General features: G+C 68.4%; 27 protein-coding genes. 6 read left to right on the forward strand and 21 right to left on the reverse strand.

What is annotated here, in order from left to right; all coding sequences use genetic code 11:
- Positions 1–8 precede the first annotated feature (8 nt).
- The 9 genes from BJF87_RS20405 to BJF87_RS20445 form a co-directional block, all read right to left on the reverse strand.
- The gene (locus BJF87_RS20405) at positions 9–392 is read right to left on the reverse strand and encodes an MmcQ/YjbR family DNA-binding protein (RefSeq protein WP_006359403.1); all 384 of its coding nucleotides are present in this window, start codon (positions 390–392) and stop codon (positions 9–11) included.
- A 63-nt stretch (positions 393–455) separates the two neighbouring features.
- Positions 456–1,523 (reverse strand): vitamin-B12 independent methionine synthase, encoded by a 1,068-nt coding sequence (locus BJF87_RS20410; protein WP_075863822.1) that lies wholly within the window; start codon positions 1,521–1,523, stop codon positions 456–458.
- Positions 1,469–2,587 carry a tRNA 2-thiouridine(34) synthase MnmA gene (gene mnmA, locus BJF87_RS20415; RefSeq protein WP_035751239.1) on the reverse strand — a complete coding sequence of 373 codons (1,119 nt, stop codon included), beginning with the start codon at positions 2,585–2,587 and terminating at the stop codon, positions 1,469–1,471. The genes BJF87_RS20410 and mnmA overlap by 55 nt, the downstream gene beginning before the upstream one ends.
- Positions 2,587–3,807 carry a cysteine desulfurase family protein gene (locus BJF87_RS20420; protein WP_075863823.1) on the reverse strand — a complete coding sequence of 407 codons (1,221 nt, stop codon included), beginning with the start codon at positions 3,805–3,807 and terminating at the stop codon, positions 2,587–2,589. Before BJF87_RS20420 ends, mnmA begins: the two co-directional genes overlap by 1 nt.
- 125 nt (positions 3,808–3,932) lie before the next feature.
- On the reverse strand, positions 3,933–4,412 hold the full coding sequence (locus BJF87_RS20425) for a DUF4334 domain-containing protein (RefSeq protein WP_006359407.1): 480 nt from the start codon (positions 4,410–4,412) through the stop codon (positions 3,933–3,935).
- A 182-nt stretch (positions 4,413–4,594) separates the two neighbouring features.
- The gene (locus BJF87_RS20430) at positions 4,595–5,314 is read right to left on the reverse strand and encodes a 1-acyl-sn-glycerol-3-phosphate acyltransferase (RefSeq protein WP_262339093.1); all 720 of its coding nucleotides are present in this window, start codon (positions 5,312–5,314) and stop codon (positions 4,595–4,597) included.
- 14 nt (positions 5,315–5,328) lie between these two features.
- Positions 5,329–6,246 carry a GNAT family N-acetyltransferase gene (locus tag BJF87_RS20435; protein WP_075863824.1) on the reverse strand — a complete coding sequence of 306 codons (918 nt, stop codon included), beginning with the start codon at positions 6,244–6,246 and terminating at the stop codon, positions 5,329–5,331.
- Positions 6,247–6,343: 97 nt separating this feature from the next.
- Positions 6,344–7,300, reverse strand: coding sequence for an electron transfer flavoprotein subunit alpha/FixB family protein (locus BJF87_RS20440; protein WP_006359410.1), 957 nt, complete (start codon positions 7,298–7,300; stop codon positions 6,344–6,346).
- 52 nt (positions 7,301–7,352) lie between these two features.
- On the reverse strand, positions 7,353–8,138 hold the full coding sequence (locus BJF87_RS20445; protein ID WP_006359411.1) for an electron transfer flavoprotein subunit beta/FixA family protein: 786 nt from the start codon (positions 8,136–8,138) through the stop codon (positions 7,353–7,355).
- Positions 8,139–8,369: 231 nt separating this feature from the next.
- On the opposite strand from BJF87_RS20445, the gene BJF87_RS20450 reads away from it, so the two are divergent.
- Genes BJF87_RS20450 through BJF87_RS20460 form a run of 3 tightly spaced genes read left to right on the forward strand, consistent with a single transcriptional unit; the run spans position 8,370 to position 12,031 of the window.
- Positions 8,370–9,188 (forward strand): class I SAM-dependent methyltransferase, encoded by an 819-nt coding sequence (locus BJF87_RS20450; protein WP_035751233.1) that lies wholly within the window; start codon positions 8,370–8,372, stop codon positions 9,186–9,188.
- A gap of 3 nt (positions 9,189–9,191) precedes the next feature.
- The gene (locus BJF87_RS20455) at positions 9,192–10,745 is read left to right on the forward strand and encodes a glycoside hydrolase family 57 protein (protein WP_075863825.1); all 1,554 of its coding nucleotides are present in this window, start codon (positions 9,192–9,194) and stop codon (positions 10,743–10,745) included.
- Positions 10,742–12,031, forward strand: a complete 1,290-nt coding sequence (locus tag BJF87_RS20460; protein WP_075863826.1) for a glycosyltransferase family 4 protein — start codon at positions 10,742–10,744, stop codon at positions 12,029–12,031. The genes BJF87_RS20455 and BJF87_RS20460 overlap by 4 nt, the downstream gene beginning before the upstream one ends.
- Positions 12,032–12,035: 4 nt before the next feature.
- On the opposite strand, the gene BJF87_RS20465 is transcribed toward BJF87_RS20460, so the two are convergent.
- Positions 12,036–12,797, reverse strand: a complete 762-nt coding sequence (locus BJF87_RS20465; protein WP_006359415.1) for an acyltransferase — start codon at positions 12,795–12,797, stop codon at positions 12,036–12,038.
- Between the two features lie 91 nt (positions 12,798–12,888).
- On the opposite strand from BJF87_RS20465, the gene BJF87_RS20470 reads away from it, so the two are divergent.
- Positions 12,889–14,226: a PQQ-binding-like beta-propeller repeat protein gene (locus BJF87_RS20470; RefSeq protein ID WP_006359416.1), complete on the forward strand. Its 1,338-nt coding sequence runs from the start codon at positions 12,889–12,891 to the stop codon at positions 14,224–14,226.
- 73 nt (positions 14,227–14,299) lie between these two features.
- On the opposite strand, the gene BJF87_RS20475 is transcribed toward BJF87_RS20470, so the two are convergent.
- The 5 genes from BJF87_RS20475 to BJF87_RS20495 all read right to left on the reverse strand — a co-directional run bounded on the left by BJF87_RS20475 (position 14,300) and on the right by BJF87_RS20495 (position 18,446).
- A complete protein-coding gene (locus BJF87_RS20475) occupies positions 14,300–14,932 on the reverse strand; it encodes a DUF3887 domain-containing protein (RefSeq protein ID WP_075863827.1) in 633 nt (210 codons plus the stop codon).
- A 59-nt stretch (positions 14,933–14,991) separates the two neighbouring features.
- The gene (locus BJF87_RS20480; protein WP_075863828.1) at positions 14,992–16,191 is read right to left on the reverse strand and encodes a THUMP-like domain-containing protein; all 1,200 of its coding nucleotides are present in this window, start codon (positions 16,189–16,191) and stop codon (positions 14,992–14,994) included.
- A 61-nt stretch (positions 16,192–16,252) separates the two neighbouring features.
- The gene (locus BJF87_RS20485; RefSeq protein WP_006359419.1) at positions 16,253–16,510 is read right to left on the reverse strand and encodes a hypothetical protein; all 258 of its coding nucleotides are present in this window, start codon (positions 16,508–16,510) and stop codon (positions 16,253–16,255) included.
- A gap of 111 nt (positions 16,511–16,621) precedes the next feature.
- Positions 16,622–17,602 carry a class I SAM-dependent methyltransferase gene (locus tag BJF87_RS20490; RefSeq protein ID WP_035751226.1) on the reverse strand — a complete coding sequence of 327 codons (981 nt, stop codon included), beginning with the start codon at positions 17,600–17,602 and terminating at the stop codon, positions 16,622–16,624.
- A gap of 55 nt (positions 17,603–17,657) precedes the next feature.
- On the reverse strand, positions 17,658–18,446 hold the full coding sequence (locus BJF87_RS20495) for an enoyl-CoA hydratase-related protein (RefSeq protein WP_075863829.1): 789 nt from the start codon (positions 18,444–18,446) through the stop codon (positions 17,658–17,660).
- Positions 18,447–18,548: 102 nt separating this feature from the next.
- Between BJF87_RS20495 and ligD the strand changes: the two genes are divergently transcribed.
- Entirely contained in the window at positions 18,549–19,529 is a 981-nt protein-coding gene (ligD, locus tag BJF87_RS20500; RefSeq protein ID WP_075863830.1) for a non-homologous end-joining DNA ligase, read from the forward strand.
- A 4-nt stretch (positions 19,530–19,533) separates the two neighbouring features.
- Here ligD and BJF87_RS20505 read toward each other — a convergent pair whose 3' ends face one another.
- Both BJF87_RS20505 and BJF87_RS20510 read right to left on the reverse strand, forming a co-directional pair.
- Positions 19,534–20,358: an NUDIX domain-containing protein gene (locus BJF87_RS20505; protein WP_035751220.1), complete on the reverse strand. Its 825-nt coding sequence runs from the start codon at positions 20,356–20,358 to the stop codon at positions 19,534–19,536.
- On the reverse strand, positions 20,358–21,191 hold the full coding sequence (locus BJF87_RS20510; protein ID WP_006359424.1) for an ABC transporter ATP-binding protein: 834 nt from the start codon (positions 21,189–21,191) through the stop codon (positions 20,358–20,360). Before BJF87_RS20510 ends, BJF87_RS20505 begins: the two co-directional genes overlap by 1 nt.
- Positions 21,192–21,287: 96 nt before the next feature.
- Here BJF87_RS20510 and BJF87_RS20515 point away from each other — a divergent pair, with 96 nt between their 5' ends.
- Positions 21,288–22,301: an LLM class flavin-dependent oxidoreductase gene (locus tag BJF87_RS20515; protein ID WP_006359425.1), complete on the forward strand. Its 1,014-nt coding sequence runs from the start codon at positions 21,288–21,290 to the stop codon at positions 22,299–22,301.
- A gap of 15 nt (positions 22,302–22,316) precedes the next feature.
- Here the strand turns inward: BJF87_RS20515 and BJF87_RS20520 are convergent, their stop codons facing one another.
- The 4 genes from BJF87_RS20520 to ctaD are packed head-to-tail and all read right to left on the reverse strand — an operon-like array spanning position 22,317 to position 26,626.
- Positions 22,317–22,769: a cupin domain-containing protein gene (locus tag BJF87_RS20520; protein WP_006359426.1), complete on the reverse strand. Its 453-nt coding sequence runs from the start codon at positions 22,767–22,769 to the stop codon at positions 22,317–22,319.
- A 19-nt stretch (positions 22,770–22,788) separates the two neighbouring features.
- Positions 22,789–23,595 carry an aminoacyl-tRNA hydrolase gene (locus BJF87_RS20525; protein ID WP_006359427.1) on the reverse strand — a complete coding sequence of 269 codons (807 nt, stop codon included), beginning with the start codon at positions 23,593–23,595 and terminating at the stop codon, positions 22,789–22,791.
- 1 nt (position 23,596) lies between these two features.
- Positions 23,597–24,838, reverse strand: a complete 1,242-nt coding sequence (serB, locus tag BJF87_RS20530) for a phosphoserine phosphatase SerB (RefSeq protein WP_075863831.1) — start codon at positions 24,836–24,838, stop codon at positions 23,597–23,599.
- Between the two features lie 3 nt (positions 24,839–24,841).
- A complete protein-coding gene (gene ctaD, locus BJF87_RS20535) occupies positions 24,842–26,626 on the reverse strand; it encodes a cytochrome c oxidase subunit I (protein ID WP_006359429.1) in 1,785 nt (594 codons plus the stop codon).
- Between the last annotated feature and the right edge of the window lie 156 nt (positions 26,627–26,782).

The following is a 26,782-nucleotide window of genomic DNA, read 5'->3' on the forward strand; positions in this document are numbered from 1 at the left end:
ACAGAACCTCAGCCGTCGAGCTTGGCCAGGGACCGCTTCGGCGCGACCTGCCGGTAGCTCGCGTCGAGGAGTTCGGCGACCTCGTCCCAGTCGGTGGTGTCCTCGAGGATCAGGCCCAGCCAGCCGTAGGGGCCGTAGTAGGCGGGCACGAAGAACCGCGGGTCCTCCTCAAGGGCCGGTTTCTCCGACTCGTCGGGGATGAACAGGATCGACTGGTCATAGCGGACCTTGCCACCCTTGAGGCCGCCGCCGTAGTTGGCGAACATCTTGCCGCACCGGAACGTCGGGCGACCGTGCGCGACGACCTCGGTGGCGTCGGGCAGCGCGAGCGCGATCTCGCGGACGCGACCCAGGATCGGGTCCGCGTCGTCGAACATGATCGGATGCGGCACCCTCGCAGGATAGTTCCGGCAGGCGGCGTTCCGCAGAGCTTCCAGGGCACCGGCTCCAGGAGGTCAGAGCGCGGTCGGGTCGGTGCCGAGCAGCTGACCCGCTTCGGCGGTCACCGCGAGAGCCTTTTTCGCCCAGCTCTCCGACGCCCCGGCGAGACCGCAGGTCGGTGTGACGATAACGTTCTCGGACAACACTTTTCGGCTGAGGCCGATGCGATCGGTGATGGCGGCGAGGTCGGTCGCGACGGTGTCGGCGTTCACCGGTCGCTTCGGCGCGGTGGACGGGATTCGGCCGGCCACGAGGATGTCCCCGCGGTCGATGAGCATCCCGATGCCGTCGAGGTCGGCGTCGGTGGGTGCGGTGACGTCGATCGAGTACGCCACGCCCCGAAGGTGTTCGAGGAGGTCCCAGCGGGGCCGGTTGCAGTCGTGGAGCACCACCGGCGCGTCGACGTGTTCGATGAGTTCGGTGAGGGCCCGCGCCGCCTCGACGGCGGGGACCGCCCGGATCGGGTCGAACCGGGTGAGGGGCTTGACGGTTCCGTCGATGACTCGACCGATCATCGGCTCGTCGATCTGGACGACGACCTGTGCGCCGAGGCGGCGCTTGATCTCGCCGACGTGTTCACGGAGCCCTTCGGCAGTCGACGCGACGATGTCGCGGACCGCTCCCGGATCCTTCAGCACGCGATGGCCGTTCGGCAGTTCCACAGAAGCCGAGGTGGTGAACGGACCGGCGACCTGGACCTTGAACGGACGCCCGGTACCGACGAATCCCGCTGTCTCCCATAGCTCCTCGACGACGTCGAGATCCTCCTTGAGGAAGTCGCGGGCGCGGCGGGTCAGTTGCGATTCCCGTTGCGCCAGAAGGTATCCCCAGGTCGCGGTGTCCATCGGGAGGTCGACGAGGATCGCGGCCATTCGGCCGATCAGATCCGAACCCGCCCCGCGACCGGGGAGTTCGACGAGGTGTGCGAGGTCGAGCTCACCATTGACCACGGCGGCCGCCGCGCGCGGATCGGTGCCGGGCATCGAGCCCACGCCGGTTCCGACGCCGGTGGGCAGGCCTGGTGTGGTCACCGAGTCGCGACGGCGGTCGGCTGCGACGAGGTGGACGCGATCCGCCCGCATCCCACGACCTGGTCGCCGTGCTCCGCGTCCGGCAGGTACAGCACGGCGGCCTGACCGCGTGCGACGCCGGTCAGCGGTTCGTGCAGGGCGATGTCGATCGCGGGTTCGCCGGCGACGATGGTCGGGGTCGCGGTGACGGGTGCGAGCCCGCCGTGTGCACGCACCTGGACCACGGCCTCGAACGGCTCGTCGGGGGTGATGCCCGACGTCCACACCGCACGGGTCGCGGTGATGCCCCAGACCTGCAGGTCCTCAGCGGTGCCGACCGTGACGGTGCCCGACGCCGGGTCGATCTCGGTGACGTAGCGCGGCTTGCCGTCGGCTGCGGGCGCATCGATGCCGAGGCCCTTGCGCTGTCCGATGGTGAAGCCGTGGACTCCTTCGTGGTCGGCGAGGCGCTCGCCGGAGGAGGCGTCGACGACCGCGCCCGGACGGATGCCGATCTTGGCACCGAGGAAGGCGCGGGTGTCGCCGCTGGGGATGAAGCAGATGTCGTGCGAGTCGGGCTTGTCGGCCACCGCGAGACCGCGGCGTGCCGCCTCCGCCCGGATCTCGGCCTTCGGGGTGTCACCGATCGGGAACAGCGCGCGGGACAGCTGCTCGCGCGTCAGGACGGCCAGCACGTAGGACTGGTCCTTGTCGTGGTCGACGGCGCGACGCAGCTCGCCGTCGACGAGCTGCGCATAGTGACCGGTGGCGAGGGCGTCGAAGCCGAGGGCGATCGCCTTGTCGGCGAGCGCGGCGAACTTGATCTTCTCGTTGCACGTCAGGCAGGGGTTGGGGGTGCGTCCGGCGGCGTAGGCCTCGACGAATTCGTCGATGACGTCGTCCTTGAACCGGTCGGCGAAATCCCAGACGTAGAAAGGGATTCCGAGCACGTCCGCGGCGCGGCGGGCGTCCGAGGCGTCCTCCCGCGAGCAACAGCCGCGCGATCCGGTGCGCAGGGCTCCGGGCGCGGTGGAGAGAGCGAGGTGGACGCCGACGACCTCGTGCCCGGCGTCGACGGCACGTGCCGCCGCGACCGCCGAGTCGACGCCGCCGCTCATTGCTGCGAGTACGCGCATCACGAGACCTTTCCGCCGGGTGCGGAGACGAGGCCGGCGGCGCGAGCTCGATCCACGACCTCGTCGATGACCTGCGCCACCGCGTCGATGTCGGCGTCGGTGGTCGTGTGGGAGAGCGAGAACCGCAGCGACGACCGGGCGTCGGCCATGTCGAGCCCCATCGCGAGCAGCACATGGCTGGCCTGCGCGACACCCGCCGTGCAGGCGGAACCGGTGGAGCATTCGATGCCCTTGGCGTCGAGCAGCATGAGCAGAGAGTCGCCCTCGCAGCCGATGAAGGAGACGTGGACGTTTCCCGGAAGCCGTGCATCTGGTGCGGCGCCGTTGCGTACCGCCCCTTCGACACCGAGCAGGGTCTCGGAGAGCCGCGACGCCAGGGCGCGCACGCGGGCGGTGTTCTCCTCCAGGTGTTCGACGCACCAGGTCAGCGCGGCGGCCATGCCGGCGGCGCCGGCGACATCCTGGGTTCCCGACCGCACGTCCCGTTCGTGGCCGCCGCCGTGCTGCAGCGGGACGCAGGCGACCTCGCGGCCGAGCAGCAGCGCGCCGACGCCCTGCGGACCGCCGAACTTGTGGGCGGCGAGGCTCAGCGCGGACAGTCCGCTGGCGGCGAAGTCGACCGGCAGGTGGCCGACGGCCTGGATGGCATCGGAGTGCACCGGTACGCCGAACTCGGCTCCGAGCGCGGCGATCTCGGCGATGGGCTGGATGGAACCCACCTCGTTGTTGGCCCACATGACCGAGATGAGGGCCGTCTGGTCGGCGTGTGCCTCGAGTTCGGCCCGGAGCTCGGCGGGTGAGACCACGCCGTCGGCGTCGACCGGCAGCACCACGAGTTCTGCGCCGGCGTCGGCCGCGAGCCACTGGGCAGGGTCGAGGACCGCGTGGTGCTCCACCGCCGACACGATGATGCGGCGACGCTGCTCATCGGCGCGGCGACGGGCCCAGTAGATGCCCTTGATCGCGAGGTTGTCCGACTCGGTGCCGCCGCCCGTGAAGATGACCTCCGACGGACGTGCACCGACGGCCGCGGCGATCGCCTCGCGCGCCTCCTCGAGGCGGCGTCGGGCGGTTCGGCCGGAACCGTGCAGTGACGAGGCGTTGCCCGGGGCACCGAAGGCAGCGGTCATCGCCTCGACGGCTTCGGGCAGCATCTGCGTCGAAGCGGCGTGGTCGAGGTAGACGGACGTGCGCGGCGGCACTCGGGTTGGCAGGGGCATCGCTAGCAAGGATAAACGCGCGGCGGACGTCGACAAATTCCGCGACTTGTGAGCGCTGTGTGCACGCGCTGGTCATCGGGCGCCCGACCACCCGACCAGACCCCGCGGCCGCCTTCTCGGACGTCTCAGACGCGTTCGAGGTAGAAGTACAGGTGCCGTCCGTCGATGACGCCGCCCTTGCCGTTCATGATGCCCATGACGGTGGTGTCGTCGACGCGCTTGAAGTGATCGATGACCGGCTGGCCGTCGTAGACCATCGACGCGGTGATCTCCCCGCGGAACTCGACCGCCCACAGGCTCGCCTCACCCTTGCCGAGCTTGACGTTGGAGAACAGCTTGCCGTTCTCGTCACGGCAGACCAGCGGCTGCACATCGCTGCGCGAGGTGAAGGTCTTGCCGAACCAGTTGGCCTTCGCCAGCATCCCGTTGATGGCGTGGCCGGTGGTGAACTCACCGCCCTTCCAGGCGCCGAGCATCTCCTCGGGACGCAGCGTCGCCAGTCCTGCCCACACGGTGTCGAGGACCGCGTCGTCGACGAGCCCTTCCGCTTCCCGCAGTTCGAAGAACTTGGCGCGGGCCGCTTCTCGGGTCAGGGTGGACGTCATCGTCGGACTCCTTCGACATACGGCGATCTCCTCGGCCGCGTGCGCGGCCGCTTGCGAAGGAACCTATATCAGAGAACGTTCGATGTCACTTTCCGCGGCGCTCAACACACGCTCGCAACGCCGGGCCAGTTCGCGACGGTCGGCGCCCGGCACCTCGGCGTGTTCGAGGCGGACGACCACCGTCAGTCCGCGGGCCCGCAGCACCCGGCGCAAGGTGTCGAGCGGTGAGTCGTCGCCGATGAAGCTCGGGGCCGTCGCGGCACGCCCGTCGGGCCCGAGGAACCGTAGGCGAACCGGGAACACCGGCACCCCGGCGTCGACCGCCGCCTGGAAGAACGCGGGCCGGAACGCACCGCCGGTCCGGCCGCAGAAGGTTGTCCCTCCGGGAACACGATCACCGACGATCCGGTTGCCAGGCGCGCGGAGACCTCACCCACTGCCGCCGGGAGTCCGCGCAGCGTCCCACGGTCCACCGCGATCACCCCGAACCGGCGCGCGAGCCCGGCCACCACCGGCATGTCGACGACGTCGGACTTCGCCACCACCGGTGCCGGGCTGACGAGAGCCAGCGCGAGGACGTCGAGAAAGGAGATGTGGTTGGCGACGATGAGTCCGGTTGCGCGCGGATCCCTCCGCCGGTCGTCGACGACGACCCTGATGCCGAGCGCGGCGAGCAGCGGACCCGCGGCCCGCGCACGCAGGGCTCGTCGGGGCCGCCTCCGGAGCCGCGCCATCGTCCCGTCGGCAATGGGTGTCGCGACGATCCAGCCGGCGATCGCGGCCAGACGACACAACCGCCCACCGGTGACCACGGCGTCGGCTGCCCGCCTCTCGGCCCGCGGACCGAGGCAGGCATGCCCGCAGGTGCTCACCGGGAACCACGGGTGACGCTCCACCGGCATGATGGTCACCGCGGTCAGGCCCCTGCCGAGCCGAGACGCTGGGCACTCGATCGCAGGCGGTCGAGATAGCGCCGGTTGGCGCCCTCCCGGTCGATGAGGGTGAGGAAGTCCGCGACATCGAAGACGTCGTCGACGGCGGGCTCACCACAGGTACGGGCGCCCATCCGCAGGTATCCGCGCATCAGGGGCGGCATCCCGATGGTGTCCGACGGCGTGATGTCGTCGAGGAGCCGCCCACCGATGCGTGCTGGCGTCAGCGGGGTGACTCGTCGATCGGCGTCGGCATATTCCTCGCGCAGGCGGTCGCGGACGGCGCGCAGCACGGACCCGGGCATCCACTCCCCCGGGCTGTGCAGCGGCACCGACACGCAACCCATCAGGTACCGGTAGCCCGCGAGATCCATGTATTGCAGCAGGGCCGCCCACATGAGGGCGGTGACCGATCCGTCACGATGCCTGCCGTCCACGCAGGCGCGCCCCAGTTCGACTGTCTCGGAGAAGATGTCGGCCAATCGACTCAGGTCGAACTCGGTGGATGAGTACCAGCCGCCGGCGGCGATCGCACGCGGAGGTGCCAGCAGCCGTGCGCACCCGATGACGCCGTGGTCGTCGTGCCGCACGACGAGGTGCTCACAGAATTCGTCGAACCGGTCGGCGTCGCAGCCGGTGGTCGCGTCGCCGATACGGTCGGAGAAGCCGGGCTCATCGGCGAAGACCCGGTAGCGAAGTCGTTGGGCGGCAAGGATGTCGGCCGCGTCGTCGGACACCAGCACCCGCACGGGTCCGGCGGTCAGCAGGGTGGCCGAGACGGCGGAATCGGTTGCCGCGGTGGTGGCGATGGACTGTAGAGCGTTCATGCCCCGTATGAAAGCCACCGCCGGCGTCGCCACGACCACGGCCGCATGACGTGTCGGGGCGATCCGGATGAACACGTGCCGCTCCGGCGACCTCGGGTGAACGGGCCGCGAACACACGGTGGCCCCCGACGCGAACGTCGGGGGCCACCGGGGTACTGCGTGATCTACCGGATCACTTGCGCTTCTTGACCTCTTCGGTCAGCTGCGGGGCGACGTTGAACAGGTCGCCCACGATGCCGTAGTCGGCGATCTCGAAGATCGGCGCCTCTTCGTCCTTGTTGACGGCGACGATGGTCTTCGAGGTCTGCATGCCGGCGCGGTGCTGGATGGCGCCCGAGATGCCCAGGGCGACATAGAGCTGCGGCGACACGGTCTTACCGGTCTGACCGACCTGGAACTGACCCGGGTAGTAGCCGGAGTCGACGGCGGCGCGCGAGGCGCCGACGGCGGCACCGAGCGCGTCGGCGAGCTCCTCGACGACCGAGAACTTCTCGGCGCTACCGACACCGCGACCACCGGAGACGACGATCGACGCCTCGGTGAGCTCGGGACGGTCGCCACCGATGTTCGGCTCGACCTTGGTGATCTTGACGGCGTTCTCGGCAGCTGCCGGGACCTCGACGTCGACACGCTCGCCGGCACCGGCCTGCGGAGCGGCCTCGACGCCACCGGGGCGGATCGAGATCACCGGGGTGTCGCCCTTGGCCTGCGCCTCGACGGTGAACGCGCCACCGAAGATCGAGTGGATGCCCACGCCGCCTTCCTTGACGTCGACGACGTCGGCGAGCACACCCGAGCCGAGACGCACGGCGAGACGACCGGCGATCTCCTTGCCGTCGGCGGTGGCCGCGACCAGGACCGCTGCCGGAGCGGCGCTCTCGGCGATCGAGGACAGCACATCGACCTGCGGGTTGATCAGGTAGCCGGCCGCGTCGTCGGACTCGGCGACGTAGACCTTCTCGGCGCCGGCTTCCTTGAGGCCGTCGATGATCGCGTCGGCGGTGCCGGGCTTGCCGACGACGACAGCCGACGGGGTACCGAGAGCGCGGGCGGCGGTGATGAGCTCGCTGGTGACCTTCTTCAGGGCGCCTTCGGCGTCCTGCTCCACGAGCACGAGTACTTCTGCCATGTTGGTTTTCTCCTGAATGTCTGGGGTTCGCCGGATGGACTGGTGGGGAAGATCAGATGATCTTCTGGCCGACCAGGTACTCGGCGACCTTCGTGCCGCCGTCGCCTTCGTCGGTGACGCGCTCGCCCGCGGTCTTCGGCGGCTTCGGGGTGGAGGAGTTCACGACGCTGCCGGCGTTCTCCAGGCCCACGTCGGTCGGCTCGACGTCGATCTCGGCCAGCGAGACGGCGGTGACTTCCTTCTTCTTCGCGGCCATGATGCCCTTGAAGGACGGGAAGCGGGGCTCGTTGATCTTCTCGTTGACCGAGACGATCGCCGGGAGCTGTGCCTCGACGTGGAAGATGCCCTCGTCGGTCTCGCGCTCGCCCTTGAGGGTCTCGCCCTCGAGGGTCAGCTTGCGCAGGTGGGTCAGGTGCGGGAGCTCGAGGTACTCGGCGATCATGGCCGGGATCGCGCCGACGCGGCCGTCGGTGGCCTCGTTGCCGGCGATGACGAGTTCGACGCCCTCGACGGTGCCCAGTGCGCGGGCCAGGACGTAGGCGGTCTGGACCGCGTCCGAGCCGTGGAGCTGGTCGTCCTTGATGTGGATCGCCTTGTCGGCGCCCATCGACAGAGCCTTGCGGATGGCGTCGGTGGCGCGGTCGGGACCCGCAGTCAGGATGGTGACCTCACCGCCGTCGGCTTCCTTGATCTTCAGCGCTTCCTCGACGGCGCGCTCGTTGATCTCGTCCAGAACCGCGTCAGCTGCCTCGCGGTCCAAGGTGTAGTCGTCGTCGGACAACTTGCGCTCGGACCACGTGTCGGGAACCTGCTTGATCAGTACGACAATGTTTGTCATTGGTCTACGTCGACCTCCTGCGTCGGGTTCGGCAACTTACCGGCGGGTAAGGCCATGGGTCTCCACCACTTTAGCGTCTCCTATGTTCTCACTAAACATTGACTACCTCACACTTTGGACCGGCGTCGGACCTGGACAGGGAACCCTGCAGCGATCACGCACGATCGCTCGGTCGGTCGCGGCGCCGGGACGAACCGGGAGGCCGCGACCCCATGCCCTACGCTCTTGCAGATGACTGACGCAGACCTCGGTTCTCCGCCGACGGCCGGGATGACCGGTCTGGAGTCCCTCGACGCCGACCAACAGCTGGCGCTGACCGGTGAACGGACGGTTCCGGGTATCCCCGCGGAGAACTACTGGTTCCGCCGCCACGAGATCGCCTACCGCCATATCCTCGACCGCTGCCGGGGACGCGAGATCCTGGAAGCCGGATCCGGCGAGGGCTACGGGGCCGCGATGATCGCCGACGCCGGGGCGTCGTCGGTGGTCTGCGTCGATTACGACACCTCGGCGGTCGAACACACCCGTCGCCGCTACCCCGGGCTCGTCGTGCACCAGGGCAATCTGATCGATCTTCCGCTGGCCGACGCCTCGGTGGATCTCGTGGTGAACTTCCAGGTGATCGAACACCTCTGGGACCAGGCCGCATTCATCGCCGAATGCCGACGCGTGCTGCGTCCGGGCGGCGAGCTGCTGATCTCGACGCCCAACCGGATCACCTTCTCCCCCGGACGCGACACCCCTCTCAACCCGTTCCACACCCGTGAGCTGAACGCCGCCGAACTCACCGCACTGATCGTCGAGGGCGGGTTCGCCCTCGACGCGATGCTCGGCGTGCACCACGGACCGCGGCTGACCGCGCTCGACGAGAAGTGGGGCGGATCGCTGATCGACGCCCAGATCGAGCGTGCCCTCGCCGGCGAACCGTGGCCGGCCGACCTGGTCGACGACGTCGCCGGGGTGGCCGCCGAGGACTTCGCCGTGCTCGACGCGCGCGACTCCGACATCGATGCCTCGCTCGACCTGTTCGCGGTGGCGACCCGGGCCTGAGCAATGACCATCAGCACCCCCGAGGTTCCGGGACAGTTCACCTTCGTCCTGCACTCCCACCTGCCCTGGCTGGCAAATCACGGTCGCTGGCCGGTCGGTGAGGAATGGCTCTACCAGTCGTGGGCGTCGTCGTACATCCCACTGCTCGACGTCCTCGAGCGCCTCGCCGACGACGGTCTCACCGACCAGTTGACCCTCGGGATCACCCCGGTCCTGGCCGCGCAGCTCGACGACCCTCACTGTGCGTCGTCGATGTACGAATGGCTGGCCGACTGGCAGCTGCGGGCGACCGAGGCCGCGACGTCGAACGATGCCGACCGCGCCGACGCCGGTCGCCGTGAGTACCTCGAAGCCCAGCGAGCGCTGGAGACCTTCGAGACGAAGTGGCGACACGGCGCCTCGCCGCTGATTCGTCGCGTCGCCTCGAGCGGGGTCGCCGAGATCCTCGGCGGACCGCTCGCGCATCCGTTCGCTCCGCTGCTCGATCCACGCCTGCGGACGTTCTTCCTCCGTGAGGGTCTCCACGACGCGCACGCGCGCTGGGGTTTCGACCCCGCAGGCATCTGGGCGCCCGAATGCGCCTTCGCGCCGGGCATGGAGGCCGAGTACGCCCGCGCCGGCGTCGGGCACTTCATGGTCGACGGCCCGACCCTCCACGGCGACACCGCACTCGGCCGCCCGGTCGGCGACAGCGGTGTCATCGCCTATGGACGCGACCTCACGGTGAGTTACCGCGTGTGGTCGCCGAAGTCGGGCTATCCCGGCCACGCCGCCTACCGCGACTTCCACACCTACGACCACGAATCGGGACTCAAGCGGTTCCGCGTCACGGGTCGCTCGGTGCCGGGCGACGAGAAGAAGCCCTACGACCCGGCACACGTCGACGCAGTGATCGACCGACACGTCGAGGATTTCGTCGGGCATGTCCGCGAGCGCCTCATCGAGGAGTCGACGCGCATCGGCCGCGACGCCCTGGTGGTCGCGGCCTTCGACACCGAGCTCTTCGGGCATTGGTGGCATGAGGGTCCGATCTGGCTCGAACGCGTCCTTCGTCGCCTGCCCGAGGTCGGGGTGAAGGTCGGAACCCTCGCCGGCGCAACGCGATCCGGACTCGTCGGCGAGCCGGTCGATCTCCCCGCGTCGTCGTGGGGGTCGGGTAAGGACTGGCGCGTGTGGAACGGTCCACAGGTGCAGCATCTCGTCACCCTCAACGAGGAGGTGACCGAGACCGCCCTCGACGCCGTGGCCAAACTCCTCGCCGGTGGCGGAGAGCGCAGCCGTGTCGCCGATCAGATCATCCGAGAGACGCTGCTCACGGTGTCCTCCGACTGGCCTTTCATGGTGTCGAAGGACACTGCCGCGCAGTACGCTGTCTCCCGTGCGCACACGCACGCGCACGCCACGCGGGAGATCAGCGACGCCGCGCTCCGTGGTCGCGACGACGCGGCGGCGACGCTCGCGCAGAACTGGGCGCGGGCCGACAATCTCTTCCCCGCACTCGACGCGCGCCGTCTGCACGCGATCCTGACCGCGGATGCCGAGGGGAGCATCGGATGAAAGTGTTGTTCGTGTCGTGGGAGTACCCACCCGTCGTCGTCGGCGGACTGGGTCGGCATGTGCATCACCTCGCCACGGAGATGGCCGCCGCCGGAAACGATGTGGCGGTCCTGACCCGACGCCCGTCCGGCACCGACGCACTCACGCATCCGACGACCGACACAGTCGTCGACGGCGTGCGCGTGATCGCGGTCGCCGAGGACCCGCCGGAGTTCGAGTTCGGTCAGGACATGATGGCCTGGACTCTCGCCATGGGACACTCGTTCATCCGTGCCGGGCTCAGGATCCTGGCCGGCGAACGGGCTTTCGCCGATTCCACCGCACGATGGATCCCCGAGGTCGTGCACGCGCATGACTGGCTGGTCGCCCACCCGGCGATCGCGCTGGCCGAATTCTTCGACGTGCCACTGGTTTCCACCATCCACGCCACCGAAGCCGGTCGGCACAGCGGCTGGGTCAGCGGCCGCACCAATCGGCAGGTGCACTCGGTCGAATGGTGGCTCGTCGCCGAATCCGACGCTCTCATCACCTGTTCGGCATCCATGCGCGACGAGGTGAACCGGCTCTTCGGTTACGACGCCGCCGACATCGCGGTGATCCACAACGGAATCGACATCCGCACATGGCCGTTCGCGGCCCGCACGCGGACCGTCGGCCCGGCGGAACTGTTGTTCGCCGGTCGCCTCGAGTACGAGAAGGGTGTGCAGGACCTGCTGGCCGCACTCCCCCGTATCCGTCGGAGCCACCCGGGTACCACTCTCACCATCGCCGGTGACGGCACCCAGCGGGAGTGGCTGATGGAGCAGGCCCGCAAGCATCGTGTGAGCAAGGCGGTGCGGTTCATCGGCGCCGTCGACCACGACCAGCTGGTGACCCTCATGCACCGCTGCGACGCGATCGTCTTGCCGAGCCGCTACGAGCCGTTCGGCATCGTCGCCCTCGAGACGGCGGCCACCGGCATCCCGCTGATCGTCTCGACCGCCGGCGGCCTGGGCGAGGCCGTGCAGGAACCCGACACCGGCCTCACCTTCGAACCGGCCGACGTCGCCGGGCTCGCCGCTGCGGTACGGGCGACGCTCTCGGACCCCGGCGCCGCAGCGCAACGGGCTGTCCGCGCACGGGCCCGACTGACCGCCGAGTTCTCCTGGGCCGAGGTTGCCGAACGCACCGCGTCGGTGCACCTGGCCGCCAAGCGCCGGGTGCGCCATCCGGTCGGACGACCGGACATTCCGATGCGTCCGTTGCCCGAACGCGACCCGGCGAAGCCCGACCACCCCGTTCCCTGAGCGCCTACCGCCCTTCCGCCGCGGCCTTTTCCGCCGCCGCTTTCTTGCGTTCGATGTCGGCGAGGGCGCGTTCGAGTTCGGCGCGCTGCTCGGCGTTCTCGGCCCAGTCGTCCATGCGGTTCTTGACCACGCGAGCCGGCGCCCCGACCGCGACCGAGTAGTCCGGGATCATCCCCTTGACCACCGCGTGCGAGCCGAGGACACAGCCTCGGCCGACGATGGTGTTGCGCAGCACCGACACCTTGGCCGCGACCCACGTGTCCGGGCCGATGCGGACCGGGCCCTTCACGATGCCCTGATCCTTGATGGGCAGCGTGATGTCGTCCATCTTGTGGTCGAAGTCGCAGATATAGCACCAATCGGCGACGAGGGTGGATCCACCGATCTCGAGGTCGAGGTAGGCGTTCACCACGTTGTTGCAGCCGAAGACGGTCTTGTCGCCGATCTTCAGGCTGCCCTCGTGGCAGCGGATCGAGTTGCCGTCGCCGATGTGGACCCAGCGGCCGATCTCCATCCGGGCGAGCTCCGGGGTGCAGTGGATCTCCACGTTGCGGCCGAGGAACACCATGCCGCGCAGCACAACGTGCGGGTTGGCCAGACGGAACTTCGCGAGACGGTAGTAACGGACCAGGTACCACGGGGTGTACGCGCGGTTGCGTTTCACCCAGCGCAGCGAATCGAGAGTGAGGAATCGCGCCTGCTCGGGGTCGCGGCGACGGCCGGCGCGGCGTCGGGACCGGTAGGAGGCGTTCCACATGGTGGTCATGGGACAAACCCTAAACGACCCGAAAATCGCGCACGATAGGCTCACTGCTGGCACGACGCGTGCCGGTGAGGACCGACGATGAGGAGCGCCGATGGCCTTGGCACGACCGCAGGTGTCCCGACACCGCCGATCTGCGCTGACCCGCCTGTTCGTCGCCGTCACGGCCGTGAGCTCGCTGGTGCTCGCCGGCTGCTCCGACGGTCACATCGACGTACGCTCGATCCCGAGCGTCGGCTGGCCCAGCTACGGCGGCGTGCCCGGCAACGCGAACTTCGCCTACGCCGACGTCCCCGATGATCTGACCCTCAGCTGGACCCGACCCACCGGCGGTCCGGTCACGGCGCCGGTCACGATCTCCGGCAAGGGCAATGTGGGGGTCACGTCGAATGCCACCCAGGGTTGCAACGTCCTGGTGCTCGACGGCCGGTCGGGACGCAAGAACTTCTGCAAGGACATGCGTGCCGGGGTCGAGGTCAACGCGATGCTCGTCGACCAGTACGACCAGCCGTACCTCGGCGAGGAGGCCACCTTCCTCGCGTTCAACGCCGGTGGTGCGATCCGCTGGCGCGCCGGCGTGATCGGTGTCCCGCTGTCGGCGAAGTTCGCTGCGCCGAACGAGGTGCTGGTGACGACGACGCAGGGCCAGATCCTCTTGATCGACACCCAGCGCAACGAGCTCGTCGCCCCCGAGGTGAAGCTGCGCGACGACGCCGATCCGGAGGAGCCGCTCCTCGGCTTCGGCGACTGTGTGCGCAACGGACCGCAGTGCGCGATCCCGGCACCCGCAGCGGTCGACACCGACCGGGAACGCTTCTACCTCAACTTCTTCCCGCAGGGCGCGGCGTCGTCGCAGATCCGGGCGATGAAGTACAACAAGGTCGCCGGCAAGCGCGAGGTGCGAACCGCGTGGCAGACCGACGTCCCGAGCGGCGTCATCGGTACGCCGACCCTGTCCGCCGACGGTGCGACGCTCTACGCCTTCTCGCGCGACGGCAAGATCGTCGCCCTGAACACCGAGAACGGGTCGACCAAGTGGACCCAGGACATCGGCGGCCACGGCTTCGCGACGATGACCGTGTCGCCCGACGGCCTGATCATCCCCACCGGTTCGCTCGGTGCCCCGCTCACGCTGTACCGAGACGCGGGTGACCGCGCCGAAAAGGTGTGGCAGCGCACCGATCTCGCCACGGTGAGCCTGTCTGCGTTGACCCAGCAGAAGACCGCCTGGACGGTCGTCCGCGACGCCGGCAAGGACACGCTGTCGCTGGTGGAGGTCTCCACCGACGACGGGGCGACGAAACGCACCCTGCCACTGCCGAATTCGTCGGGTTTCGCGACCGGCGTCTCGGTCTCCTACTGGGGCCAGATCGCGACCGCGACCAACCTCGGCGAGGTGTACTTCTTCGACAGCAAGGCCAACCTGGGATAAAGCGCCGGAACCAGAATGCGGGCTGAGTGCCGGAAACCGGCACTCAGCCCGCATCGTGTTTGTGCGTGGTCGCTCAGAGCTCCTGGCTCGCTGCGTCGGGATTGAGGAAGAACAATCCCGCGATCCGGCCGTCGGCGTCGAACGCCACGCGGAAAACCATCTCCCCGGCCTCCTGCTCGAGCGGCACGTCTACCACCGTGTGGAGGCCGTGACCGCGCACGAAAGGCGTTCCGGTCCTCTCGAGTTCACCGTGGAGTGCCACCACCGACGCCCAAGCGTCGGCCAGTGCGGCGTCGGACAGGGCAGCCGTCATGGTCTCGTCGAAACGTGCTGTGACGGTCGCCCACTCGGCCTCGGTGATCTTCTCGATGACGTCAAGGGCCATGGCGTCGGCGTGGGCAATCGTGACTTTCTGCATGGGTGCTCCTGTTCTGGGATCGATGGGTTTGCCGAAGCGTTGGAACGCCGCCTGACGGGTGACGCCGACGACGTCGCCGATCTCCTGCCAGGTACACCCGAACTCGCGCGCCGAACGAGCCGTGGCACTGAGCAATTCCTCTGCGCGACGGCCCAATTGGAGTGCGTCATGGACTCTGGTCAGAGCCGCTTCGCGGGCACCCGGGTCACCCGGTTCGGAACCGGGTCCGGTCGCCACGCTGCGCGCGTATCGCTCGATCTCCCGTGCTGTTTCTTCCACCTCGGACACTTGTAAAGGATAGGTTTACAAGCACCCGGGTGTCAAGCTCCGGTTTACAAGCGATCGGGTCAGAACCTGATTCCCGGCTCGCAGATGAAGGCGGTTCCCTTGCGTCCAATCCGGGTGAGCACCACCGACAGTGGCCGGGCGCCCTTGGGTTTGAGCTTCTTGCGGAGCTGATCGGGATCGACGTCGAGGCCGCGGACGAGGATCTCGAGCGGCCCGCAACCGTGCGCGGCCAGGGCCTTGCGGAGAACCTTCTCCGTCACCCCCGCCTGCTCGATCACGCGGAACCCACGTGCCCCCGCAGGCACCGAATCGCCGGTCAGGTAGGCGATCTGGGGATCGAGCTGCCACAGGCCGAAACGGTGGGCGTAGTGCTTGACGAGACCGGCACGCACGACGGCACCATCCGGGTCGACGATCCACTCCCCCGCCTCGCCTGTCGGCACGTCGTCGTCCTCGTGATCGGTGATCTCGAACTGCGACACCGTCCCGTCGGGCCGCGTACGCAGAACCGTTGCCCGGCGCCGGGTCTCGATCCCCGGCCCCGACCACAGGCACGCTTCCCGGACACCGCCGTCGAGCGAGGTCACCTGGACCTCGCCGTCGAATCCGAACCGATTGCGCAGCAACTGATGATCCAGTCCGGGAGCACATTTCACGATCAGTACGCGGCCCGCATAGGTGGCGAGCAGTTCCAGCAGCGGTGGGGTCAGTTGGTCGAGGCGGAAGATCCGGCCGGCGTCGGACCGTCGCGCGGGGTCGGCGAGGAGTACGTCCGCAGTCGAGGTCGGGGTGAGCGCGTCGGCGACGAGGAGCGTCGCGTCGGGTACGTTGTGGCGCGCCATCGCGAGCCGGACGCGGTCGAGGTCGCTGCCGATCACTCCGGTGATCCCGTTGACGCGCACCAGTTCTCGTAGCTCCGCACCGATCGAGCAGGTCATGTCGTGGACCACCGACGCCGGAAACCGGGCGGCGATCTCAGCGGCGCGGTGCGCGGCGACGACCGAGGCGGTCGCCTGCTGCACGCCGTCGTCGGTGAGCAACAACTCGGCCGGGTCCCGCAGTTTCGACGCGGCTCGTCGACGGTTCCGGACGGTCTCGATCAGCGCGGCATCATGCGGTGCATACCGGCTGCGGACCTCGGTGATGTCGGACAGCATCGACGCCGGGGTGAGGGCCAGAGCCGACACCGTCTCCAGGGCCTTCTCACCATGCCGCGACCGCAGGAAGGCGACGTCGTCGAGACTGAAGGAGTAGCTCATGATCCTTGCAGGCTACCGTCGTGGCCCGCGTCTCCCCGGGCCGCCCGCCGCGTCGCAGAGCCTACTGACGCAGCTCCACGAGGGATGTGACGATCGTGGTCCGATCGCCGGTCGCCAGCGACTCGTCGTCCGGGTCCTGATCGGCCAGCACCACGTGTCTGGCGTTGGCGACGTTCAGCAGATGCACCGTGCCCTCGACGTCGAGAGCGATCGGTTCACGCTTCGCGATGACCTCGTGGAGGAACTGCCTCACCTCCGGTACCGGATCACTGAAGAGCAGACGGATCTCGAACTCATCGGACGTCAGCAGGGTGGCCATAGCCCATGGTTGCACGCAGGAAGCGGCCCCGGTCCCGAAAACGACGATCGGGCCGCCGCAGAGGCGACGACCCGATCGGTAGAGAGAATGCGCGCTATAACCCTGCGCTTTCTACGAATCGCCGGGCTTGGTGCCGGTGACCACCACGTTGTAGAAGAACTTCTGCGGCACGACCTTGCGCAAGACGTTCTCGTCGAGCCAGGTCAGGCGCTTCCAGCCGCCGAACGCGAACCGCGCCCAGCCCCAGCCGAGCTTCTCCGGCGGCACCGCGGCCTCGAAGGTGCGGACCGGCCAGCCGAGCATGGCGGCGGCCAGTTCCTCGGTGGCGGTGGCGACCTTGGCGGCTCCGGCGGAACGGGCGATGCCGGCCAGCTCGTCGGGATCGAAGGTGTGGATGTCGACGACGGCCTCGAGAGCGGCGGCACGCGAGGACTCGTCGAGCTCCTCCTGCGGACGCCGCCAGCTCTGCAGCGGCCCGAACTTGGTCACGTTGGTGGTGACGGCCCACGTCGCGCGGCTCATCCAGCGCGCGTAGAAGTCGCCGATGGTCGACGGCTCGCCGGCGAAGATGAAACGACCGCCAGGCTTGAGCACGCGCAGCACCTCGCGCAGCGCCTGCTCGACGTCGGGGATGTGGTGCAGCACAGCGTGTCCGACGACGAGGTCGAAGGTGTTGTCGTCGTACGGGATCTTCTCCGCGTCGGCAACCCGGCCGTCGACGTCGAGTCCCAGGTTCTCGGCGTTGCGCAGTGCGACCTTCACCATGCCCGGCGACAGGTCGGTGACCGAACCCTTCTCGGCGACACCCGACTGCATGAGGTTCAGCAGGAAGAAGCCAGTGCCACAACCGAGTTCCATCGCGCGCCCGTACGGCAGCGGCTCGTCGATCTCGATGGCGTCGAAACGTCCACGCGCGTAATCGATGCAGCGTTCGTCGAAGCTGATCGACCACTTCTCGTCGTAGGTCTCGGCCTCCCAGTCGTGGTAGAGCACCTGGGCGAGCTTGGTGTCCTTCAGAGCGGCCTGCACCTGCTCCTCGGTGGCATGCGGATTCGGCGCCGGATCGATACCCGGAGTGGCGTCGGTGGTCATGATCGCTTCCTTGTCGCGTGGGTCGGTCAGTCGTGATGTTGGTGGGGCCGCGCCGTCAGCGACCGGTGAACTCCGCCTTGCCGGGACCGTTCTCCACGAACGACTTCATACCGATGGCACGGTCCTCGGTGGCGAACAGCGCCGCGAAGAGCTGCTCCTCGATCTTGAGTCCGGTGTGGAGGTCGACGCCGAGCCCCTGGTCGACGGCCTTCTTGGCGGCGGCGATCGCCACTGACGCGGCATTGGTGAACTGACCCGCCCAGGCCAGTGCGGCGTTGTAGACCTCGTCGGGGGCGACGACCTCGTCGACCAGTCCGATCGCGAGTGCCTCCTCGGCGCCGACGAACCGGCCGGTGAAGATGAGGTCCTTGGCCTTGGCCGGTCCGATGAGCCGCGCCAGACGCTGCGTACCGCCACCACCGGGGATGAGTCCGAGGAGAACCTCGGGCACGCCGAGTTTCGCGTTGTCACCGGCGATCCGGCGGTCGGCTCCCAGCGCGACTTCGAGGCCGCCGCCCAGCGCGTAGCCGGTGATGGCCGCGACGGTGGGCTTCGGGATCTCGGAGATGGCGCCGAGGTCGCGCTGCAGACGACCGGCGACCTTGCTCATCTCGGCGTAGCTGAGGTCGTTCATCTCCTTGATGTCGGCGCCGGCGGCGAGGACCTTGGGTCCGCCGTAGACGACGACGGCCTTGATGTCGTCGCGGAGGGTCGCCTCCTCGGCGGCCGCGGCCAGTTCGGCCTGCACCTGGCGGCTCAACGCGTTCATCGGCGGGCGGGCCAGCAGGATGGTGCCCACGCCGGGATGGTCGTCGGACGTTTCGAGGGTCACGAACTCAGGCATCCTCGAAGGCTACCGTCTGGTAAGTCGGCGCGGTGTCGCAGCCCGGTGTCATCAGCCTGCGACAACCCACGCGTCACATCCGCGCGCCCTACAGTTGGCGACATGGCCAAAGGCGCGGGTTCCGCAGGTGAGCCGATCGAGCTGACGGTGGGTTACCGCACCGTCCGCCTGTCCAGCCCTGATCGCGTGTACTTCACCGAACGCGGCGAGACCAAGCGCGACCTCGCCGAGTACTACCTGTCGGTGGGTGACGGCATCGTGCGGGCCCTGCGCGAACGTCCCTGCATGCTGCACCGTTTCCCCAAGGGCGTCAGCGGCAACAAGGTGCACCAGAAGCGGGTCCCGGCGGGCGCACCGGACTGGCTCGAGACCACCGAGATCTACTTCCCCCGCTACGGACGCACCGCCGACGAGCTGTGCGTGACCGAGCTGGCATCGGTGATCTGGGCGGTACAGATGTCGACGGTCGAGTTCCACCCCTGGAACTCACGCCGCGCCGACCCCGAATCCCCCGACGAGTGGCGCATCGACCTCGACCCCATGCCGGACTGCACCTTCTCACGCATCCAGCGGGTGGCCCACGTCGTCGAGGAGGTTCTCGACGAGCTGGGCATGCGCGGCTTCCCGAAGACCTCGGGTGGTCGCGGTCTGCACATCTACGTGCGCATCGCCCCCGAGTGGGGGTTCCCTCAGGTCCGGCGCGCCGCGCTCGCGTTCGCCCGCGAGGTCGAGCGCCGGGCACCCAAAGACGTCACGACAACGTGGTGGCGCAAGGATCGCGACCCGGCAGCCGTGTTCGTCGACTACAACCAGAACACCCGCGACCACACCATGGCGTCGGCCTACTCGGTGCGCGGCAACCAACGCGCGACGGTGTCCACGCCGATCCGCTGGAACGAGATCGACGACATCGAACCCGACGACTTCACCATCGCCACCGTGCCCGCGCGATTCGCCGAACTCGGCGACCTGCACGCCGAGATCGACGACGTCGCCCACCGGCTCGACACGCTGCTCGACTGGGCCGATCGCGAGGACATCGCCGAGGACGAGGACGACGCCGTCGATCTCGACGAGCCGTGAGGATCTACAGCGTGATCTCCGGCGGCGTCTGATCGCCGAGCGTGCGGAAGTACTCGTCGGAGCCGGGGAACCCGAGTCCGGCGAGCCCGGCGCCCGGGGTGGTGTTCGGCAGGATGCACTCGACGGACCGCTCGGCGGCCAGCAGCTCATCGACACTCGGGAAGCCGCTGACGTAGTGCAGCTGCGCCCAGGTCGGCGGCATCAGGAAGTGCTTGCCGTCGGCCCAGGCGTCGATCGCGACGCGGGCGTTGACCCAGCGCGCCACCTCGGCCTCGGTGGTCTCGGCGTCGGCCTGCTGGCCCTCGGGCATGGCAGCGAGGAAGAACCGGGTGTCGTAGCGACGCTTCTCGTTGACCGGGGTGATCCAGTGCGCGAGCGGACTCAGCAGATCGGCACGCAGGGTGAGGCCGCGCGCGGTGAGGAACTCGGCGAAGGACAGAGACTTCTCGACGAGCTGTTGCCGGTCGTCGGCGAGGGCGCCCGGGTCGGCGAAAGAACCGTCGGCGGTGGTCGCGAGCAGAACGCCGCATTCCTCGAAGGTCTCGCGGACGGCCGCGCACACGAGCGCCTGGGCGAGCTCGTCATCGGTGTTGAACTGCTCGGCCCACCACGCCGCTTGCGGCCCGGTCCAGGCCACGTGGGCGCCGGCGTCGCGCTTGTCGACGCCGCCACCCGGGAATACGGTCATGCCGCCGGCGAAAGCCATCTGCTTCACCCGACGCTGCAGGAACACCTCGATGCCGTCGGCGGAGTCACGGACCAGGACGACCGTCGCGGCGTCGCGGATCGGTGCGGACACGACCTCGGGTCCGTGATCGGTGGATGTCATCAGTTGCCTCCTGCTCGACGGTGACCGCCCGCGCGGCGACGGCGTCGAGCGAAGTACCGGCCGTCGACCTTGTCGAGGATGATCTGCTGCCGGAAGGCGGCCGTCAGGTTCTCACTGGTCAGCACCTCCTCGAGGAGGCCCTGCGCCACGACGCCACCCTCGGACAGGATCAGCGCGTGCGTGAACCCCTCCGGGATCTCCTCCACATGATGGGTGATCAGCACGATGGCGGGAGCGTCGGGGTCGGCGGCGAGGGTCGCGAGGCGGTCGACGAGTTCTTCGCGGCCGCCGAGGTCGAGACCGGCGGCCGGCTCGTCGAGCAGCAGGAGTTCGGGGTCGGTCATGAGGGCGCGGGAGATGATCACGCGCTTGCGCTCCCCCTCCGACAGGGTGCCGAAGGTGCGGTCGGCGAGATGCTCCGCGCCCATCGACTCCAGCGATTCGACGGCCTGGTCGCGGTCCATGTCGTCGTAGGCCTCGCGCCAGCGCCCCAGGACGGCGTAGCCGGCGGAGATGACGACGTCGCTGACGACCTCGTGGTCGGGCACGCGGTCGACGAGGGCGGGACTGGCGACGCCGATCCGCGTCGCGAGTTCGCGGATCTCGATCCGGCCGAGCTTCTCGTTCAGCACGAATGCGGTGCCCGACGTCGGGTGCAGTTCGGCACCCGCCAGTCGCAGAAGTGTCGTCTTACCGGCACCGTTGGGCCCGATGATGACCCAGCGTTCGTCCAGTTCGACCTGCCAGGACAGCGGGCCGACAAGCGTTTTGCCGCCACGGACGATCGCGACGTCGCGGAAGTCGATCAAGAGGTCGGGATCGGATTCGGTCACGACCCCTATCCTGCCTCACGCCCGTCCGTTCGACCGGTTCGGCTCAGCCGTGTCCGATACACGTCACGGGAATACACCGACCGGTTCGCCGGGTTGATGGACTACGTGACCGCTCAACACCTTCCTCTGTCCATCCTGGATCTCGCCACCGTCGGCCGCGACGAGACCGTCGCGGAAAGTCTCGCCGCCAGTGTCGATCTCGCGCAGAACGCGGAGAAGTGGGGATACAAGCGGATCTGGTACGCCGAACACCACAACATGTCGGCGATCGCGTCGTCGGCGCCTGCTGTGCTCATCGCGCACATCGCCGCCCACACCTCGACCATCCGCCTCGGTGCCGGCGGCGTCATGCTGCCCAACCACGCCCCGCTCACCATCGCCGAGCAGTTCGGCACCCTCGCCGAACTCCATCCCGGCCGCATCGACCTCGGACTCGGCCGCGCCCCGGGCAGCGACCAGCAGACCTTCCAGGCCCTGCGTCGCACCCACGCGTCAGCCGAACGGTTCCCGCACGACGTTCTCGAACTGCAGGCGTTCCTCGGCGACGAGTCCCGCATCGAAGGCGTCCGCGCCACGCCGGGCGCCGGGACCCACATACCGCTCTACATCCTGGGTTCGTCGCTCTTCGGCGCGCAGCTCGCCGCCGCCCTCGGACTCCCCTACGCCTTCGCGTCGCACTTCGCACCGCAGGCCCTGACGCAGGCAGTCGAGTTGTACCGCCGCGAGTTCCGGCCGTCGGAGGTGCTCGCCGAGCCGTACGTGATCGCCGGTGTCGGCGTGATCGCCGACGACGATCCCGACGTCGCACAGCAGCAGTTGCAGATCGCCCGCCGTCAGCGCGTCTCCCTGCTCTACGGACGCGGCCGCACATTCACCGACGAAGAAGCCGACGCGGTGCTGTCGATGCCCCAAGGCCGCCAGATCGACGAGATGCTCACCTACGCCGGTATCGGGACGCCCGATGAGGTGCGACAGTACCTGAGCTGGTTCGCCGGACATGCCGATGCCGACGAGCTGATCGTTGCGTCGCTGGCACCGAGTCGCGACGTCTGGATGAGCACTCTCGGGCATCTCGCCCCGGCGAATTCGCCGGTGGCCGTAGGCGGTTGATCCCGGAGCCGAGTCTCAGTCCTCGAGCCGGAAGTCCGCGAAGTCGAAGCCGGGCACGACGACACAGCTGACCAGTGCCGCCTCGTCGCCGACGGGGCGCGCACGCTGCCACATGCCGGGCGGCACCAGCGCCTGCGGCTGATTCCCGGCCTCGATGTCGGGCCCGACGATGATCGGGGTCGGATCGCCGGGGGCATCGCCGTCGCCGCCCAGATCGAGCTGCACCGGCGCCCCGCGATGGTGCAGCCAGAGCTCTGAGCCGCGCACGGTGTGCCACGCGGACTGTTGGCCGGGCGTCAGGACGAAGTAGATCGCGGTGCCGGCGGCCCGGTCACCGGTGTAGCCGGCCGGGAGCACCGCGTTCGGCAGCCCGATCCCGCTGCGCCAGGTCTCGCGAAACCAGCCACCCTCCGGGTGCGGTTGCAGGTCAAGGCTTTTCGCCCAGTCCGGTAGTTCGGTGGCGCTCATCTGCTCCCCTGTCTCGTGATCAGTTCCCGACGACTTCGGCGATGACGGTGACCGAACCGGGCGCGATCTCGGTGAACCCGGCATCACGGACCGCGACCGCGGTGCCGGACGCATCGGCCTCGAGCAGGTCACGCCATCGTTCGGGCGTGGCCTCACGCACCGCCAGCGGACAGTCGTCGAGCCGCCACCGGATCGCCTCGTCGGCGTCGAGAAGTTTGGCGGCGAGCATCGATGCGTGACCGACCTGCGCGGCGAGCTTGCCGACGGTCATGTCGAGCCCGGGATTCGTCCACAGCACCACGCCGTGATCCGGCCTCTCGGTGGGGAGTTCGCCGTCGACCTCGGTGCCGCCGATCTGCAGCTTCTTGACCCGCCGGTCGAGATCGCCGACGCGGCCGGGCACGAACGCGCGCGCCTCGGCGCCACCCTCGGTCGCGGTCACGCCCCACACCTCTTGCGCCGCAGCCCATTGCGCGCCACGGGCTCGACGAGCGATCTTACGAATGCGGGCCTGGCACCAGTCGTCCATCGCCGCCGCCCACGGACCGTCACCGGCTGCGCGGTCGTCGAGACACAGCAGCGCGACGGCCCGTGCCGCCGCGGTCAACAGGTCGGTGCGATCCGGCGGATCGGACTTCTCGACGCGCAGCACCATCGCCATCGCCAGGACGTCGGCCGGATCCTCAGGATCCTCACCGCCCCCGACGTATCCGACGAGGCGTCGATGGTTCGCCACGACCGCATCGGGGGTGACCGGCGGCCGCGTCACGGCGTCACGGGTGACGGGCAAGCCCGTCACGTCGGCGTTGTCTGTCGTGTCCGACACGTCAGCCGAGCGGAACCCGCCGGTACACGCCGTCGGCGGCGTCCGCGGCCTCGATCTCGTCGCGCGACACCCCGAGGATGAACAGCACGGCGTCGAGGAACGGGTGGTTGAGCGTGGCGTCGGCGACCTCCCGCAACGCGGGCTTCGCATTGAACGCGATGCCGAGTCCGGCGACGCTGAGCATGTCGATGTCGTTGGCACCGTCGCCGACGGCGATCGTCTGCTCCATCGGCACCCCGACCTGGTCGGCGAAGGAACGCAGCGCACGGGCCTTGCCGGTCCGGTCGACGACCTCGCCGATCACGCGTCCGGTCAGTTTGCCGTCGACGATCTCGAGAGTGTTGGCGCGCACGAAGTCGAGTTCGAGTTCGTGGGCCAGACCGTCGATGACCTGACGGAAACCACCCGACACCAGGCCGCAGTGGAACCCGAGCCGATGCAGCGTGCGGATCGTGGTGCGGGCGCCCGGCGTGAGCTGCAGCGACTTCGCGACGTCGTCGATGACCCCGGCGTCGAGCCCGGCGAGGGCCGCCACGCGCTGGTGCAGTGACTGTTCGAAGTCGAGCTCACCGCGCATGGCGGCTTCGGTGACCGCCGCGACCTCGGCTTCACGGCCGGCTTTCGCGGCGAGCATCTCGATGACCTCACCCTGGATCAGGGTGGAGTCGACGTCGAAGACGATGAGGCGCTTGGCGCGCCGGGCCAGACCACCGCGTTCGACTGCGATGTCGACCGAATGCTTGGCGGCGACTTCGGCGAGCCCCTTCCGCAGGGCGGCGTCGGCGGCGACCCCGCCGCGGCCGGCCACGCTGACCATCAGTTCGAGGCCGGTGAGCGGATAGTCGGCGATACCGCGGATCGAGTCGATGTTTCCGCCTTGACCGGCGAGTTTCGCGGCGACCGCGCTGAAGGCGGTGGCCGTGACCGGACTGCCCAGGATCACGACGGCATGAGACGAGGTCGAACGGCTACCCGAATCGACACCGATCTCCACCCGCACGTCGAAGCCGATGGAGGCCATCGCCTGCTCGACGATCTCCTGCAGCGTCTCGGGATCTCCGTTCGCGGAGACGAGCACGCCGAGCGTCAGCTGACCGCGGATGACCACCTGCTCGACGTCGAGCAGTGCAACGGCCTGACCGGCCAGGGCACCCATGAGAACAGAGGTGACACCTGGCCGGTCGGGACCGGTGACAGTGAAGAGAACGGTCGTACCGGTAGTGCCTGTTGAGTCGTTGCCCACCGGTCAGCGCGGATCGGGATCAGGCGATCCCTCGTGCGATCCCACGGTGAACGGCTCGCGACGAGCCTCTTCCATCTGGCGATCCTTGCCCGCGTCGTGACCCGGGCCGACATGAGCCTCGGCACGCATCCGCTCGATCATGTGCGGGTAGTGCAGCTCGAAGGCCGGACGCTCCGAACGGATGCGGGGCAGCTCGGTGAAGTTGTGGCGCGGCGGCGGCGACGAGGTCGCCCACTCCAGGGAGTTGCCGAAGCCCCACGGATCGTCGACGGTCACGACCTCGCCGTAGCGGTAGCTGCGGAAGACGTTCCACAAGAACGGCAGGGTCGACAGGCCGAGGATGAACGCACCAATGGTCGAGATGGTGTTCAGCGTGGTGAAGCCGTCCGACGGCAGGTAGTCGGCGTAGCGACGCGGCATGCCCTCGTTGCCCAGCCAGTGCTGCACCAGGAACGTCATGTGGAAGCCGATGAACGTCAGCCAGAAGTGGATCTTGCCGAGGCGCTCGTCGAGCATGCGTCCGGTCATCTTCGGGAACCAGAAGTAGATGCCGGCGTAGGTGGCGAACACGATGGTGCCGAAGAGCACGTAGTGGAAGTGCGCGACCACGAAGTAGCTGTCGGACAGGTGGAAGTCCAGCGGCGGGCTCGCGAGCAGGACGCCGGTCAGACCACCGAAGAGGAAGGTCACGATGAAGCCGACGGAGAACAGCATCGGCGTCTCGAACGTGATGTGACCTCGCCACATCGTTCCGATCCAGTTGAAGAACTTCACGCCGGTCGGAACCGCGATCAGGAACGTCATGAAGGAGAAGAACGGCAGCAGCACGGCGCCGGTGACGTACATGTGGTGCGCCCACACCGCGGCCGACAGGGCGGCGATGGCCAGGGTCGCGTAGATCAGGCCCGAGTATCCGAAGATCGGCTTACGCGAGAAGACCGGGAAGACCTCCGAGACGATGCCGAAGAACGGCAGCGCGATGACGTACACCTCGGGGTGTCCGAAGAACCAGAACAGGTGCTGCCACAGGATGACACCGCCGTTGGCCGGGTCGTAGATGTGGGCGCCGAACTGGCGGTCGACCTCGAGGCCCATCAGGGCAGCGGTCAGCAGCGGGAAGATCAGCAGGATGAGCACGCTGGTCACCAGGATGTTCCAGGTGAAGATCGGCATGCGGAACATCGTCATACCGGGTGCACGGAGGCAGACCACGGTGGTGACCATGTTGACCGCGCCGAGGATGGTGCCCAGACCGGACACACCCAGACCCATGATCCACAGGTCGGCACCGAGGCCGGGGCTGTGTACGGCGTCGGTCAGCGGCGTGTACGCCGTCCAACCGAAGTCGGCGGCACCGCCCGGGGTGATGAAGCCGGCGATGGCGATGGTCGAACCGAAGACGAACAGCCAGAAGCCGAGTGCGTTCAGTCGCGGGAAGGCGACGTCGGGCGAACCGATCTGCAGCGGCAACACGAAGTTGGCGAAGCCGATGACGATCGGGGTCGCGTACATCAGCAGCATCACGGTGCCGTGCATCGTGAAGAGCTGGTTGAACTGCTCTGTCGACAGGAACTGCATGCCCGGAGCCGCGAGCTCACCACGCATCAGCAGGGCCATCAGGCCGCCGATGAGGAAGAACGCGAAACATGCAGTGATGTACATCATGCCGATCAGCTTGTGATCGGTCGTCGTCAACAGCTTGTAGATGAACGAACCCTTGGGCTGATAGCGCTCCGGGAATGGTCGCACTGGAGCCACTTGCGTGGTGGGTTGGTCTACCGCGGTCACAGATCCTCCTCTTGCGCGAGCTCGACGTCGAACCCCTTCGAACGTCGGTCGGCACATGAACACAAACCGAGCGCTGAGTACTGATCCTAAACCCTTCCCGACGCCCGGGCCGAACGGGTCCTACGATCTGTCGTATTCGACGCCCGACGCACCACA

Origin of the sequence: Gordonia sp. CNJ-863 (assembly GCF_001942325.1) — a bacterium.
Classification (GTDB): domain Bacteria; phylum Actinomycetota; class Actinomycetes; order Mycobacteriales; family Mycobacteriaceae; genus Gordonia; species Gordonia alkanivorans.

Bases quoted from the DNA above. Each gene is read 5' to 3' on its own strand.
- BJF87_RS20410 (WP_075863822.1), bottom strand. From the start codon at position 1,523: ATGCGGGCGGATCGCGTCCACCTCGTCGCAGCCGACCGCCGTCGCGAC.
- mnmA (WP_035751239.1), bottom strand. From the start codon at position 2,587: ATGCGCGTACTCGCAGCAATGAGCGGCGGCGTCGACTCGGCGGTCGCG.
- BJF87_RS20420 (WP_075863823.1), bottom strand. From the start codon at position 3,807: ATGCCCCTGCCAACCCGAGTGCCGCCGCGCACGTCCGTCTACCTCGAC.
- BJF87_RS20425 (WP_006359407.1), bottom strand. From the start codon at position 4,412: ATGACGTCCACCCTGACCCGAGAAGCGGCCCGCGCCAAGTTCTTCGAA.
- BJF87_RS20430 (WP_262339093.1), bottom strand. From the start codon at position 5,314: ATGCCGGTGGAGCGTCACCCGTGGTTCCCGGTGAGCACCTGCGGGCAT.
- BJF87_RS20440 (WP_006359410.1), bottom strand. From the start codon at position 7,300: ATGGCAGAAGTACTCGTGCTCGTGGAGCAGGACGCCGAAGGCGCCCTG.
- BJF87_RS20445 (WP_006359411.1), bottom strand. From the start codon at position 8,138: ATGACAAACATTGTCGTACTGATCAAGCAGGTTCCCGACACGTGGTCC.
- BJF87_RS20450 (WP_035751233.1), top strand. From the start codon at position 8,370: ATGACTGACGCAGACCTCGGTTCTCCGCCGACGGCCGGGATGACCGGT.
- BJF87_RS20455 (WP_075863825.1), top strand. From the start codon at position 9,192: ATGACCATCAGCACCCCCGAGGTTCCGGGACAGTTCACCTTCGTCCTG.
- BJF87_RS20460 (WP_075863826.1), top strand. From the start codon at position 10,742: ATGAAAGTGTTGTTCGTGTCGTGGGAGTACCCACCCGTCGTCGTCGGC.
- BJF87_RS20465 (WP_006359415.1), bottom strand. From the start codon at position 12,797: ATGACCACCATGTGGAACGCCTCCTACCGGTCCCGACGCCGCGCCGGC.
- BJF87_RS20470 (WP_006359416.1), top strand. From the start codon at position 12,889: ATGGCCTTGGCACGACCGCAGGTGTCCCGACACCGCCGATCTGCGCTG.
- BJF87_RS20480 (WP_075863828.1), bottom strand. From the start codon at position 16,191: ATGAGCTACTCCTTCAGTCTCGACGACGTCGCCTTCCTGCGGTCGCGG.
- BJF87_RS20485 (WP_006359419.1), bottom strand. From the start codon at position 16,510: ATGGCCACCCTGCTGACGTCCGATGAGTTCGAGATCCGTCTGCTCTTC.
- BJF87_RS20490 (WP_035751226.1), bottom strand. From the start codon at position 17,602: ATGACCACCGACGCCACTCCGGGTATCGATCCGGCGCCGAATCCGCAT.
- BJF87_RS20495 (WP_075863829.1), bottom strand. From the start codon at position 18,446: ATGCCTGAGTTCGTGACCCTCGAAACGTCCGACGACCATCCCGGCGTG.
- ligD (WP_075863830.1), top strand. From the start codon at position 18,549: ATGGCCAAAGGCGCGGGTTCCGCAGGTGAGCCGATCGAGCTGACGGTG.
- BJF87_RS20505 (WP_035751220.1), bottom strand. From the start codon at position 20,358: ATGACATCCACCGATCACGGACCCGAGGTCGTGTCCGCACCGATCCGC.
- BJF87_RS20515 (WP_006359425.1), top strand. From the start codon at position 21,288: ATGGACTACGTGACCGCTCAACACCTTCCTCTGTCCATCCTGGATCTC.
- BJF87_RS20520 (WP_006359426.1), bottom strand. From the start codon at position 22,769: ATGAGCGCCACCGAACTACCGGACTGGGCGAAAAGCCTTGACCTGCAA.